This window comes from Microbacterium sp. (genome assembly GCF_036566905.1).
Taxonomy (GTDB): domain Bacteria; phylum Actinomycetota; class Actinomycetes; order Actinomycetales; family Microbacteriaceae; genus Microbacterium.
In genome coordinates this window covers 1-13,247 of the sequence record NZ_DATCVK010000249.1, presented here as the reverse complement: position 1 = coordinate 13,247, position 13,247 = coordinate 1, and the positions used below count along the sequence as shown (strand labels likewise).

The 13,247-nt window shown below is 68.8% G+C and carries 16 protein-coding genes; 2 read left to right on the top strand and 14 right to left on the bottom strand.

Translation table 11 applies throughout. From position 1 onward, the window contains the following. Positions 1-521 (bottom strand): large exoprotein (locus VIP82_RS22975; RefSeq protein ID WP_331912948.1); only part of this gene is annotated, 521 nt, incomplete at its 3' end. A gap of 184 nt (positions 522-705) precedes the next feature. On the opposite strand from VIP82_RS22975, the gene VIP82_RS22970 reads away from it, so the two are divergent. Both VIP82_RS22970 and VIP82_RS22965 read left to right on the top strand, forming a co-directional pair. Continuing rightward, positions 706-1,158, top strand: a complete 453-nt coding sequence (locus VIP82_RS22970) for a DUF4282 domain-containing protein (RefSeq protein ID WP_331912946.1) — start codon at positions 706-708, stop codon at positions 1,156-1,158. A gap of 109 nt (positions 1,159-1,267) precedes the next feature. After that, positions 1,268-1,993: a GNAT family N-acetyltransferase gene (locus tag VIP82_RS22965; RefSeq protein ID WP_331912944.1), complete on the top strand. Its 726-nt coding sequence runs from the start codon at positions 1,268-1,270 to the stop codon at positions 1,991-1,993. Between the two features lie 6 nt (positions 1,994-1,999). Here VIP82_RS22965 and VIP82_RS22960 read toward each other — a convergent pair whose 3' ends face one another. The 13 genes from VIP82_RS22960 to prmC form a co-directional block, all read right to left on the bottom strand. Beyond that, positions 2,000-2,749 (bottom strand): YaaA family protein, encoded by a 750-nt coding sequence (locus tag VIP82_RS22960; protein WP_331912942.1) that lies wholly within the window; start codon positions 2,747-2,749, stop codon positions 2,000-2,002. Between the two features lie 89 nt (positions 2,750-2,838). Beyond that, on the bottom strand, positions 2,839-3,099 hold the full coding sequence (locus VIP82_RS22955) for a F0F1 ATP synthase subunit epsilon (RefSeq protein WP_308868467.1): 261 nt from the start codon (positions 3,097-3,099) through the stop codon (positions 2,839-2,841). A 1-nt stretch (position 3,100) separates the two neighbouring features. Beyond that, positions 3,101-4,549 (bottom strand): F0F1 ATP synthase subunit beta, encoded by a 1,449-nt coding sequence (gene atpD, locus VIP82_RS22950; protein WP_331912940.1) that lies wholly within the window; start codon positions 4,547-4,549, stop codon positions 3,101-3,103. Between the two features lie 32 nt (positions 4,550-4,581). Beyond that, complete coding sequence (locus VIP82_RS22945; RefSeq protein ID WP_331912938.1) at positions 4,582-5,478, bottom strand: F0F1 ATP synthase subunit gamma; 897 nt, start codon at positions 5,476-5,478, stop codon at positions 4,582-4,584. 20 nt (positions 5,479-5,498) lie between these two features. After that, positions 5,499-7,136 (bottom strand): F0F1 ATP synthase subunit alpha, encoded by a 1,638-nt coding sequence (atpA, locus tag VIP82_RS22940; RefSeq protein ID WP_331912936.1) that lies wholly within the window; start codon positions 7,134-7,136, stop codon positions 5,499-5,501. 78 nt (positions 7,137-7,214) lie between these two features. Beyond that, positions 7,215-8,006 (bottom strand): F0F1 ATP synthase subunit delta, encoded by a 792-nt coding sequence (locus tag VIP82_RS22935; RefSeq protein WP_331912934.1) that lies wholly within the window; start codon positions 8,004-8,006, stop codon positions 7,215-7,217. Then, complete coding sequence (locus VIP82_RS22930; RefSeq protein ID WP_331912932.1) at positions 8,006-8,563, bottom strand: F0F1 ATP synthase subunit B; 558 nt, start codon at positions 8,561-8,563, stop codon at positions 8,006-8,008. The genes VIP82_RS22935 and VIP82_RS22930 overlap by 1 nt, the downstream gene beginning before the upstream one ends. 28 nt (positions 8,564-8,591) lie before the next feature. Further along, a complete protein-coding gene (atpE, locus tag VIP82_RS22925) occupies positions 8,592-8,828 on the bottom strand; it encodes an ATP synthase F0 subunit C (RefSeq protein ID WP_159845304.1) in 237 nt (78 codons plus the stop codon). A 46-nt stretch (positions 8,829-8,874) separates the two neighbouring features. Continuing rightward, positions 8,875-9,669 (bottom strand): F0F1 ATP synthase subunit A, encoded by a 795-nt coding sequence (atpB, locus tag VIP82_RS22920; RefSeq protein WP_331912952.1) that lies wholly within the window; start codon positions 9,667-9,669, stop codon positions 8,875-8,877. A gap of 167 nt (positions 9,670-9,836) precedes the next feature. Continuing rightward, on the bottom strand, positions 9,837-10,325 hold the full coding sequence (locus VIP82_RS22915; protein WP_331912930.1) for a Cg1360 family ATP-synthase-associated protein: 489 nt from the start codon (positions 10,323-10,325) through the stop codon (positions 9,837-9,839). Beyond that, a complete protein-coding gene (locus VIP82_RS22910; protein ID WP_331912928.1) occupies positions 10,322-11,524 on the bottom strand; it encodes an MraY family glycosyltransferase in 1,203 nt (400 codons plus the stop codon). Before VIP82_RS22910 ends, VIP82_RS22915 begins: the two co-directional genes overlap by 4 nt. Next, on the bottom strand, positions 11,521-12,297 hold the full coding sequence (locus VIP82_RS22905) for an L-threonylcarbamoyladenylate synthase (RefSeq protein WP_331912926.1): 777 nt from the start codon (positions 12,295-12,297) through the stop codon (positions 11,521-11,523). Before VIP82_RS22905 ends, VIP82_RS22910 begins: the two co-directional genes overlap by 4 nt. A gap of 97 nt (positions 12,298-12,394) precedes the next feature. Then, a complete protein-coding gene (prmC, locus tag VIP82_RS22900) occupies positions 12,395-13,213 on the bottom strand; it encodes a peptide chain release factor N(5)-glutamine methyltransferase (RefSeq protein ID WP_331912950.1) in 819 nt (272 codons plus the stop codon). Between the last annotated feature and the right edge of the window lie 34 nt (positions 13,214-13,247).

Genomic DNA, 13,247 nt, shown 5'->3' with positions numbered 1-13,247 from the left:
TAGCCGCCGGCCGGCGTCTGCGGCGGGACACCCGACCACACGGTCTTGTCGGCGAGGAAGTTGCCCGCCCACGGCGCAGCCGGGATGGCGGTGTTCCAGCGCGAGCGGTCGAACGCGTTGATGCCGAGCCAGACGATCGCGAGGAAGAAGTAGAGGATGAGCCAGACGGCTTCCTTCTGCAGCTTCAGACCCACGCGCCACGCGGCCAGGAGCGTGTAGAGGAATGCGGCGAGGCCGATGAGGGAGCCGAGCACCGGCACCCAGCCGAGCACGATCCCGCCGCCCCACAGCACCAGCAGCCACCAGGGGTTGAGGTCGCCGAGCTTCACGAAGATCAGGGTGTTGTACACCGGCACCCATGCGCGCCAGCGCCCCTGCACGCCCGCCTTGTCGAACACCTTCATCAGGAACCAGGAGCCGATGACGTATCCGGCGATCGCGAGCAGGAAGAAGAATGGCGCGAGGACGAGCCAGGCGATGAGCGCCCCTGCCCCGCTGCCGTCGTTGTAGTCCATGGTCATGGTGGAGCGACCTCCGAGAGAGTCGATTCGGAACGCGTCGCGCGCGCCCGCGGAGCCCCTGCTCCGCTGGACACATGCTAGCGACGCTCTCAGCCGCCTGTCAGCATTGAGGTCATATCGGGGGGATGGCCCCCTCGCGCGCCGGTGGATAGCCTGAGCAACAACTCCCGACCGAAGGGCCGCCATGACCGACCAGACTCCGTCCGCTCCCACTCCCCCGCCACTGCCCCCGCAGTCGGCGGCAGAAGCCGCGCGCGGCGCCGACCCCGACGACACCGGCGTCCCCACGGTCCGCGGTGAGTCCAGCGAGGTCGGCAAGGGCTTCTTCGCCGCGCTGTTCGACCTGTCGTTCCGCACCTTCATCACCCGCCGCCTCGCGAGCGTGTTCTACTTCGTGGGACTGATCGCGATCGGCATCGGCTTCATCGTCTACTTCGTCAGCGGGCTCATCGGCGCCATCTCGATCATGTGGTTCGACGTCGGCGCCGGCATCAGCGGCCTGGTCGCGACCATCATCGTCGTACCGGTCCTCACCTTCCTCGCGATCATCCTGCTGAGGTTCATCATCGAGGCGGTCGTCGCCCTCATCGCGATCGCCGAGAACACCGAGCGCACGGCGGAGCACACCCGACGCTGACGAGCGGATCTGCCGGGCCCGCGCGACGAGCCGGCGGCGCTGCGCGGAGCATTGCGCGCGGTGACGGCCGCCGTTTGCGGGTCTCGCGACGCGGGGGCAGAGTGGACGGATGCCTGATCTCGCGCCCGCAACGATCCTCGACGCCCCCCACGCCGACGCCACTGTGCTCGACAACGCCCCCTGGCACGCGCTGACCGGCCCGCACGCCAGATTCGCGATCGGCAACGACCTCGTCCGTCGCTACCCCGAGGATGTCGCACCGTTCGTCGCCGTTCGCACCTGGGACGATCCGCAGGTCTGGCCGGCACTCGTCGATCTCGTCGGCCCCGGCGCCGAGATCGGCCTGTCGGGGTACGACGGCGAGGTTCCCGACGGGTGGGAGGTGGTCGGGCAGGGAGAGGGCGTGCAGCTCGTCGAGACCGACGCTCTGCAGCCCCGCCCCGACCCAGAGGCGATCCTGCTCGGGGCCGAGGACGCCGCCGACATGCTGGCGATCGTGGAACGCAACCAGCCCGGACCGTTCCGGCCGCGCACGTACGAACTCGGCCGGTACGTCGGCATCCGCCGCGAGGGGCGACTCATCGCGATGGCGGGCGAGCGACTGCACCCCGAGGGCTGGACCGAGATCAGCGCCGTGGCCGTTGACGCCGACCACCGACGGCAGGGTCTCGCATCGCGCCTGGTGCTCGACGTCGCTTTCCACATCCAGGAGCGGGGCGACCGCGCGCTGCTTCATGCCGCGGCGTCCAACGTCGGTGCGATCGCGGCGTACGAGCGCCTCGGATTCGCGCTGCGTCGCCGCAACAGGTTCGCCGCCGTGCGAACCCCGGTGTAGCGGGGCTCAGGCGAAGAGCTCGAGCTCGCCCGCGGCGGTCTCGCGCACGCGCAGGCCGGCGGCATCCGCCCACCGCGCGAATCCCGTCGCCGACGAGATGCGCGGCCGTTCCTGCGCGAGCCGGCGCACCAGAGCGCCCTTCGCGTGCTTGTTGAAGTGGTTGAGCGCACGGACGGCTCCGTCAGCGCCCTCGCTCACGACGCGGACGTAGCGCGAGGCGGCGGCAGACGGCACCGGCCCGAGCGCGACATACGCCTCGGAGCGGAGGTCGAGAACGAAGCGCGGCGCGAGTTCCTCAATGGCCGCGGTCACCGGATCCGCCCACACTCGCCGCAGCGAAGCGATGCCCGGGAGTGACGTCGAAGCGCCGAGCCGATAGGCGGGAATCGCGTCGAGCGCCCCCACCGGGCCGAACGGCGCGGAGTGCACGAGCACGTGCGCGCCCAGCCAGCGACGGCCGGCGGCGGGAACGGATGCCGCGTCCAGCGCGTCGTAGAGCACGCCCGTGTAGCGGTCGATCGCAGCCATCGTGGGGGCGTCGCGCAGTCCCGCATTGACGGCGATCTCGCCCCGCTGGGTCGGGCCCAGCTTGAGCACCCGCGCCGCCTCGTCCGCATCGGCGGACAGGTCCACGAGCGCATCGATCACCGCTTCCCGCTGCAGCGCCAGCCGCGGCAGCGTCAGCCCCGCCACGTGGAGCGGTGCCGGCCGGCCGCCCGGCCGCTTCGTCTCGGACGGCGGGAGAAGGATGAGCATGACTCTCCGGGAGGGCTCGGGCCCGACGCGGCCGGGGAAACGACTCGGCCGATCCCCGAGGGGATCGGCCGAGTTCGAATGGTGGTGGATCAGGAGATCAGCGCAGCGTTTCCGGCGACGATCGTGAGGTCGTCCCCTTCCATCGACAGGAAGCCGTCCTGCGCGTTGGCGACGATCTTGGTACCCGAGGTCTCGGTGATGCGCACCTGACCCTCGGCGAGGATCGCGAGCACCGGCTCGTGACCGGTCATGAAGCCGATCTCGCCCTCGACGGTCTTGGCGACGACGAGCGACGCCTCACCCGACCAGACCTCCGCGTCCGCGGAGACGAGGCTCACCTTGAGCGGCATGTCAGCCGTTCTCCTTCTGGATGCGCGCCCACTGCTCTTCGACGTCGGAGATGCCGCCGACGTTGAAGAAGGCCTGCTCGGCGACGTGGTCGAAGTCACCCTTGACGATGGCGTCGAACGACTCGATGGTCTCCTTGATCGGGACCGTCGAACCCTCGACACCGGTGAACTTCTTCGCCATGTAGGTGTTCTGCGAGAGGAACTGCTGGATGCGGCGCGCGCGGGAGACGACGATCTTGTCCTCTTCGGAGAGCTCGTCGACACCGAGGATCGCGATGATCTCCTGCAGTTCCTTGTTCTTCTGGAGGATCTGCTTCACAGCGGTGGCCACGCGGTAGTGGTCCTCGCCGATGTAGCGCGGGTCGAGGATGCGGCTCGTCGAGGTCAGCGGGTCGATGGCCGGGTACAGACCCTTCGACGCGATCTCGCGCGAGAGCTCGGTGGTCGCATCGAGGTGCGCGAACGTGGTGGCCGGCGCCGGGTCGGTGTAGTCGTCGGCGGGGACGTAGATCGCCTGCAGCGAGGTGATCGAGTGACCGCGCGTCGAGGTGATGCGCTCCTGGAGCACGCCCATCTCATCGGCGAGGTTCGGCTGGTAGCCCACCGCGGACGGCATGCGGCCGAGCAGCGTCGAGACCTCGGATCCGGCCTGCGTGAAGCGGAAGATGTTGTCGATGAAGAGCAGCACGTCCTGCTTCTGCACGTCGCGGAAGTACTCCGCCATCGTGAGCGCCGACAGCGCGACGCGAAGACGGGTTCCGGGCGGCTCGTCCATCTGGCCGAAGACCAGCGCGGTCTTGTCGAAGACGCCCGCCTCTTCCATCTCGTGGATCAGGTCGTTGCCCTCACGGGTGCGCTCGCCGACACCGGCGAACACCGACACTCCACCGTGGTCCTGCGCGACGCGCTGGATCATCTCCTGGATGAGGACCGTCTTGCCGACGCCCGCACCGCCGAAGAGGCCGATCTTGCCACCCTGGACGTACGGGGTGAGCAGGTCGATGCTCTTGATGCCCGTCTCGAACATCTCGGTCTTCGACTCGAGCTGGTCGAACGCGGGCGCCTTGCGGTGGATGCCCCAGCGCTCGGTGATCTCGATGGTCTCGCCCGGCACGCCGTTCAGCACGTCACCCGTGACGTTGAACACCTTGCCCTTGGTGACGTCCCCGACGGGGACCGTGATCGGGCCGCCGGTGTCGCGCACCTCCTGGCCGCGGACCATGCCGTCGGTCGGCTTCAGCGAAATGGCACGGACGAGGTCGTCGCCCAGGTGCTGAGCGACCTCGAGGGTGATCTCGGTCGACTCGTCGCCGATCACGATCGTCGTCTTCAGCGCGTTGTAGATGTCGGGGATCGAGTCGTGCGGGAACTCGATGTCGACGACGGGGCCGGTGACGCGGGCGACGCGCCCGACGACCGCCGTCTCGGTCTTGTCAGCGGTGAGGCTCATGGCTTCTTCTCTTTCGTGTGGTCTGATGCGCGCTACTTGCCCGAGGAAAGGGCATCGGCGCCGCCGACGATCTCGGCGATCTGCTGCGTGATCTCGGCCTGGCGCGCGTTGTTGCGCAGGCGCGTGTAGTCGGTGATGAGCTTGTCGGCGTTGTCGCTGGCGGACTTCATCGCCTTCTGCGTCGCGGCGTGCTTGGCCGCCGACGACTGCAGCAGCGCGTTGAAGACGCGGCTCTGGATGTACACCGGCAGCAGCGCGTCGAGCACGGTCTCGGCGTCCGGCTCGAACTCGTAGAGCGGGTACACCTGCGCCGACGACTGCTCCTCGGCCTCGACGACCTCGAGCGGAAGCAGGCGCACCGTCTCGGGCGACTGCGTCATCATGCTGACGAAGCGGTTGTAGACGAGGTGGATCTCGTCGACGCCGCTCTCGTCGCCGCCGCGGTCGTACGCGTCGAGCAGGGTGGCGGCGATCTCCTCGGCCGTGGTGAAGTGCGGCGTGTCGGTGTCACCCGTCCACTCCGCAGCGCTCTCCATGCGACGGAACTGGAAGTACCCGACGGCCTTGCGCCCGATCAGGTAGAACACCGGCTCCTTGCCCTGCTGCCGGAGCAGCTGAGCCAGCTCGAGGCCTTCGCGGAGGATCTGCGAGTTGAACGCGCCGGCCAGGCCCCGGTCGGACGTGAAGATCACGACCGCGGAGCGGCGGATCGTCTCGCGTTCGACGGTCAGCGGGTGGTCGATGTTGGAGTGCGTCGCCACGGCGGAGACGGCACGCGTCACGGCCCGCGCGAAGGGCGAGGACGCGCGCACACGCGCCATCGCCTTCTGGATGCGCGAAGCCGCGATGAGTTCCATCGCCTTCGTGATCTTCTTGGTCGTCTGAGCAGAACTGATCTTCTGCTTGTAGACCCGGAGTTGTGCGCCCATGGTTGTGACCCAGGCCCGCCTTAGCGGCGGCCCTTGACGATCTTCTCCTGGTTCACGTCGTCCGCCTCGGCCACCGCGACCTCTTCGTGGCCCGGCTTGCCGATGGCCTGGCCCTTGCCGGCCTGGAACTCGAGGATGAAGTCGTCGGTCCGCTTCGTGAGCTCTGCGACGGTGTCGTCGTCGAGGACGTTCGTGTCGCGCAGCGTGTCGAGGATCGTCGTGTTGCGACGCAGGTAGTCGAGAAGCTCGCGCTCGAACGACAGCACGTCCTCGACCTCGATCGAGTCGAGCTTGCCGTTGGTGCCGGCCCAGATGGAGACGACCTGCTCCTCCACCGGGTACGGCGAGTACTGCGGCTGCTTGAGCAGCTCGGTCAGGCGCGCACCGCGGGCGAGCTGGCGACGGGATGCCGCGTCCAGGTCGGAGGCGAACATCGCGAACGCCTCGAGCGAGCGGTACTGCGCCAGCTCGAGCTTGAGCGTGCCGGAGACCTTCTTGATCGACTTCACCTGGGCGTCGCCGCCGACGCGCGACACCGAGATGCCCACGTCGACCGCGGGACGCTGGTTGGCGTTGAACAGGTCGGACTGCAGGAAGATCTGGCCGTCGGTGATCGAGATCACGTTGGTCGGGATGTACGCCGAGACGTCGTTCGCCTTGGTCTCGATGATCGGGAGACCCGTCATCGAGCCGGCGCCGAGCTCGTCGGACAGCTTCGCGCAGCGCTCGAGCAGACGCGAGTGCAGGTAGAAGACGTCGCCGGGGTAGGCCTCGCGGCCCGGCGGGCGGCGGAGGAGGAGCGACACGGCGCGGTATGCCTCGGCCTGCTTCGACAGGTCGTCGAAGATGATCAGGACGTGCTTGCCCTCGTACATCCAGTGCTGGCCGATGGCCGAGCCGGTGTACGGCGCGAGGTACTTGAAGCCGGCGGGGTCCGAGGCGGGAGCGGCGACGATGGTGGTGTACTCCAGCGCGCCGGCGTCTTCGAGCGCGCCCTTCACGGCCGCGATCGTCGAACCCTTCTGGCCGATGGCGACGTAGATGCAGCGCACCTGCTTGTCGACATCGCCGGACTCCCAGTTGGACTTCTGGTTGATGATCGTGTCGATCGCGATGGCGGTCTTGCCGGTCTGGCGGTCGCCGATGATGAGCTGGCGCTGGCCGCGGCCCACCGGGATCATCGCGTCGATGGCCTTGATGCCGGTCTGCAGCGGCTGGTGCACGCTCTTGCGCTGCATGACGCCCGGCGCCTGGAGCTCGAGGGCGCGGCGGCCGACGGTGGCGATCTCGCCGAGACCGTCGATCGGGTTGCCGAGCGGGTCGACGACACGGCCGAGGTAGCCCTCGCCGACGGCGACCGAGAGCACCTCGCCGGTGCGGGTGACCTGCTGGCCTGCCTCGACACCGGAGAACTCGCCGAGAACGACGACACCGATCTCGTGCTCGTCGAGGTTCAGGGCGAGGCCGCTGGTGCCGTCGGCGAACGTCACGAGCTCGTTCGCCATGACACCGGGCAGGCCTTCGACGTGGGCGATGCCGTCCCCGGCGTCGACGACGGTGCCGACCTCGGTGGCCGCAGCCCCGGTGGGCTCGTAAGCGGCGACGAAGTCCTTCAGCGCGTCACGGATGACGTCGGGGCTGATAGAGAGATCTGCCATTGTTTTCCTTCGTTCATGGGGCGTCGGCCCCGAAAGCTCCGCGCGGTTCCTGTCTCGGCCCCGTGCGGGAAGTCTGTGTCAGCCGGCGAGCCGCTGACGGAGGTCGGCCAGTCGCGCCGACACGCTCGCATCGATCACGTCGTCCGCGATCTGCACGCGCACGCCGCCCACGACGGTCGGGTCGACGATGGTGTTCAGCGACACCGGGGTGCCATACCGCTTGGTCAGCGCCGCGGTCAGCCGCTCGCTCTGCGCGGCGCTCAGGGGCGCTGCGGCCACGACGGTGGCGACGGCGCGGTTGCGCTGGTCGGCGACGATGTCGGTCGCACGCGTCAGCAGCTGGCGGATGCGCCGCTCGCGGGGCTGGCGAACGAGGGATGCCGCGATCAGCGTCGCCCCCGCGCTCGCGCGACCCTTCAGCAGCGTCTCGATGAGCGTGCCCTTGGCGGCCGAGTCGCCCAGGCGGCGACCCAGCGCGAGCTCGAGCTCGGGGTTGTCCGCCACCGTTCGCGTGAGGGCGAACAGCTCGGCCTCGACGTCGGAGTTCGCGTCGGCGACCGCGGCTGCCCGCACGGCGAGCTCCTCGATGCCGTCGACGAGATCGTCGGACGAGGACCAGCGCTGCTCGACGGCGGTCGTCAGCAGCGACGCCGTCGTGGGCTTCACGGCCTTGCCGAACACGTCGGCGACGACCTGACGGCGGGCCTCGGCCGGCGCGGCGGAGTCGGCGAGCGCGCCGCTCAGCTGCGACGAGTCGCCCACGGCGCGCGCGACGGCGAACAGCTCACCGGCGACGTCGAGGTCGACGCCCGACGCGGCGCGGAGCGCCGCCGTCGTCGCCGCCAGGGCCTGAGTGGACGCGCTGCCCATTACGCCTTCGCCCCTTCGGACTCCTCGAGCTCGGCGAGGAAGCGGTCGACGACGGCCTGAGCCTTCTTGTCGTCGGAGAGCGACTCGCCGATGACGCCGCCCGCGAGGTCGAGGGCGAGGGTGCCCACCTCGCTGCGCAGCGACACGAGTGCCGTCTGGCGCTCGGCTTCGATCTGAGCGTGCGCGGTCGTCGTCAGACGCGTGGCTTCCGCCGTAGCGGTCTCCTTTGCCTCGGCGACGATCTTCTTGCCGTCCTCACGGGCGGCATCGCGGATCTCGCCGGCCTCCTTGCGCGCGTCGGCGAGCTGAGCGGTGTACTCCTCGAGCGCCGCCTCGGCCTTGCGCTGGGCCTCGTCGGCCTTGGCGATGTTGCCCTCGATCGCCGCTGAGCGCTCGTCGAGCAGCTTCTTCATCCGGGGAAGGGCGACCTTCCAGAAGATGACGAGGATGACGATGAAGCACACCGACGACCAGATGATGTCGTACCAGGCGGGGAGCAGAGGGTTGTGCGCTTCGGCGCCCTCTTCCGCGGCGTACGTGACAAGAGCGTTCAGCATCCTGTCTCCTTAAGACTGGTTATCGGGATCAGAAGCCGAAGATGAAGCCGGTCGCGATGCCGATGAAGGCGAGCGCCTCGGTGAAGGCGATACCGATCCACATGAGCACCTGCAGGCGGCCGGCGAGCTCGGGCTGACGGGCCACGCCCTCGATCGTCTTGCCGACGACGATGCCCACGCCGATGGCCGGGCCGATGGCGGCGAGACCGTATCCGACGGTCGCGATCGAGCCGGAGACCTCTGCGAGAACCGTAGTTGCGTCCACGGGGGTGTTTCCTTTCGGTTGTGGGCGGCCTTCCGGCCGTCCCGTATCAGTGCTCTTCGGCGACCGCGAGCTGGATGTAGACCGCGGTGAGAAGGGCGAAGACGTACGCCTGGAGGACGGCCACCAGGATTTCGAACAGGGTGAAGACAAAGCCGAATGCGAGGCTGCCCGCGCCGAGCGTCGTCCACCAGCCGCCGAGGTCGACGATGAAGAACTGCGTCGCGGCGAAGAACAGGACCAGCAGCAGGTGGCCGACCATCATGTTCATCAGGAGTCGCAGCGTCAGCGTGACCGGCCGGATGATGAAGGTCGAGATGAGCTCGATCGGCGTCACGATGATGTAGATCGGCCACGGCACGCCCGACGGGAACAGCGAGTTCTTGAAGAAGTTCTTCGGACTCTTCTTGATGCCGGCGTAGATGAACGTGACGTAGCTCACGATCGCGAGAGTCAGCGGCACGGCGATGATGCTGGTTCCGGCGATGTTCAGGAACGGGATGACGCCCGTGATGTTCATGAACAGGATCATGAAGAACATCGTCGTGAGGATCGGAAGGAAGCGCTGGGCGTCCTTCTTGCCGAGCAGGTCCTCGCCGATGTTGACGCGGACGAAGTCCAGGCCCATCTCGACGAGGCTCTGGAAGCGTCCGGGAACGACCTTCATCCGGCGCGTGCCGAGCCAGAAGATCACGACCACGGCGATCGTCGCGAGGAACTGGATCAGGTGGATCCGGTGGATCGGGATGACGCCGAAGGCTTCGAAGAGGATCTCAGGGAAGAACTCGTCGATCGAGGGTCCGTGAAACTCCGGCGGAGCGTCCGCGGCAATGGGGGCGATCAGGGTCGCAGCATGAGTAAACAGCGCTGGCTCCAGCTTCGGGGCACCGGTCGAGAACCGTTGCGACGATGGTCGATGAGCGTCACTCCGCAAGTACTCGCACAGCGAGCGGGCGGGCGCTTGATCAGCCTATCAAACTTGAAAGGTCCCTGAATCCGCGCGCCAGGCGGTCACCGCACCTCGGGCGGCCCGTCGCGCCGGTCCCCGGCCTCGGGATCGGTCGGCAGCTGCACGTCGCTCACGTGGGGCACCCGCATCCGCATCATGACCACGACGTCTACCACCAGCGAAGCCAGCACGCTGACGACCGCCGCGACGAAGAACACCGTGGGCTCGATCCACGGCTGACCGCGGAGGATGAAGAGGATGGCGATGAACACCACGAACTTCAGGATCCAGCCGCCCATCACGATGCCGAAGAAGACGGGCACGTAGAGGTCGTTCCCGTACCAGCGATTCGCGATGAGGATGCTCGCACCCGTGATCGCGAGGAACACCGCGGCGACGAGCACGCCGAGCAGTGCGCTCCACAGCCCTGTCGTGCCCGCCACGAGGAATCCGACGACGGCGCCGACGACCGCAAGGATCGCCGTCACCGTCCCGGACCACACCAGGACGGTGCGCAGGATCGGGGTGCTGGAGATGGGGGTGGCGCTCATCGGGCGTCCTCCTGTGCGGGCGCAGGATCGGGCTGCGGTTCGGGTTCGGTGTGCGCCACCGTCGCGCGCGGAGCGCGACGGTGCGAGGGAAGGAAGGTCACGACGAGGCAGGCCGCTATGCCGACCACGCCGTAGAGCACGCCGAAGAGGTAGTCCCCCGGCCATTCCAGGGTCGTGCCGATGTACATGAGCAGCACGGACAGGCTCACCAACGCGGTCCAGGCGTAGAAGATGAGCACGGCGTCGCGGTCGGTGTGCCCCATGTCGAGCATGCGGTGGTGCAGGTGCTTGCGGTCGGGCGAGAACGGCGACTTGCCCCTGCTCATGCGCCGCACCACCGCGAGGCCGAAGTCCAGGAGCGGCAGCAGCACGACGACGACGGGCAGGAGGATCGGGATGAACGCACCGAGGAGCTGGGACCGGCCGAACGCGTCGTTGTCGGCGATCATGGCGGGATCGAAGTTGCCGGTGATCGAAATGGCCGAGCACGCCATGAGCAACCCCAGCATGAGGGCGCCGGCATCGCCCATGAACAGCCGCGCGGGACTCCAGTTCAGCGGGAGGAAGCCGATGCACGCGCCGATGAGGACCGCGGCGATGAGAGACGACAGCGTGAAGTACGTGCTCGAGCCGATGTCGCGGAAGACCATGTAGGAGTACGCGAAGAAGACCGCGTTGGCGATGAGGCAGACACCGGCGACGAGACCGTCGAGCCCGTCGATGAAGTTGACGGCGTTCATGACCACGACGATGGAGAACACCGTGAGGGTGAAGCTCGCCCAGCTGGAGAAGATGGTCATCCCGCCGAGCGGCAGTGTGTAGATCTGCAGCTGACCGAACCACGCGATGACGCCGGCGGCGAGGAACTGCGCGCCGAGCTTGATCATCCAGTCGAGGTCCCACAGGTCGTCGAGCACTCCGACCACCACGATGAGCGCCGTCGCGCCGAGCAGCGCGTACATCTGCTGGGGATGCGCCCAGACGATGGAGAAGTAGGGATGCTGCGACGACACCGCGAACGCCGCCAGCACGCCCAGGAACATCGCGATGCCGCCCAGACGCGGAGTCGGCGTCTTGTGGACGTCGCGCTCGCGGATGCCGGGATACAGCTTGTACCTGAGGCTCAGTCGCCAGACCGCCCACGACAGGACGAAGGTGACCGCCGCCGTGAGGAGGATCGTGAAGACGTATTGCTTCACGAGCTGCCGGGCTCCGGTGCCTCAGGCGTGCCCGCGCCGGCCGCGTCGGTTCCTGAGGCGTCGCCGGAGTCGGGCTCGGAGGCCGGGATGTCCTCCTCATCGGAGCCCGGCTCGGGCTCGAGGAGGTCGCCGAGCACGTCGCGCAGCTGCGCGCGGCTCACCGCTCCTTCGCGGAGCACCCGCACCCGCGGCTCGGTGCCGCCGATCAGACTCGTCGCGTCGATGATGGTCGACGGGATGCCGGTCTTGGAGGGCCCGTCACCGAGGTAGACGGCGACGCTGTCCTGCAGCATCCCCTGCGCGTCCTCGGCGGTGATCCCGGCGGCCATGCCGGTGAGGTTGGCACTCGACACGGCGAGCGGCCCGGTCTCCTCGAGGAGCTCGAGGGCGATGCGGTGTGCGGGCATGCGCACCGCGACGGTGCCGCGCGTCTCGCCCAGGTCCCACGACAGGGACGGCTGGGCGGGCAGCACGACGGTCAGTCCGCCCGGCCAGAACTCCTCGACGAGGCGCTCGATCGGCTCGGGCACCTCGGCCACGAGCGCGCGGAGCGTCGTGACACCGGCGACCAGCACGGGCGGCGGCGACTGGCGCCCGCGTCCCTTGGCGGCCAGGAGGCGCGCGACGGCCTGATGGTCGAAGGCGTCGGCGGCGACGCCGTAGACGGTGTCGGTGGGGATGACGACGAGTTCGCCGCGGGCGATGGCCTGGCGCGCCTGGCGCATGCCGGTGAGCAGCTGCGCCTCGTCACGGCAGTCGAAGATGGGGGACATGTCGCCCGCCAGTCTAATTGCGAGCGGCGTCGACCCCATGACCCGTCCGGATCCGCGGTCCGTGAACGACGCGAGCGGCGTCATGACGGTCGGGCGGTCAGGGGCGCAGTGCCGTCGTGGCGCGGTCGCGCATCGTCAGATCGGGGTGGGTCGCGGTCGCGCGCCACCCGTTAGCGGCGAGGATCCCGCGGATCGCCTCACCCTGCCATTCGCCGTGCTCGATCACGATCGTGCCGCCGGGGTGTGCGAGGCGCAGGCCCACGCCGCTGAGCACGCGGACGACGTCGAGGCCGTCCTCTCCCCCGTAGAGCGCGGCCGGCGGGTCGAAGAACCGCACCTCCGGGTCGCGCGGGATGGCGGCATCCGGAACATAGGGCGGGTTGGATGCCACCACCGAGACGGTTCCGTCCAGCTCGGGAAAGGCATGGGCGAGGTCGATGAACGCGAGCGTGGCGTTGTCGGCGCCGACCTGCGCGAAGTTCTCCTTCGTCCACACGTACGCGTCGACGGAGTTCTCGGCGGCGAACACCCGCGCGTGCGGCACCTCGGTCGCCATCGCGAGCGCGATGGCACCGCTGCCGGTGCCGAGATCGACGGCGATCGGAGACGGGGATGCCGCGGCCCGCAGCGCGTCGATCGCCAGCTGGGCGACCATCTCGGTCTCGGGGCGCGGCACGAAGACGCCGGGGCCGACACGCAGCTCGAGGTGGCGGAAGGGCGCGGTGCCGGTGATGTGCTGCAGCGGCTCACGCGTGGCGCGACGCGCGACCAGCTCGTCGAGCCGGCGCTCATCCTCCACGGCGATCGCGTCGCCGCGGAAGGCGGCGGCCTGCACGCCCCCGCGACCGACGTCGAGGACGAAGGCGGCGAGCAGCTCCGCGTCGACGGCGGGGTCCGCGATGCCGGCGTCGGCCAGGCGCGCGGTCGCGCGCGCGACCGCGTCGGAGAGG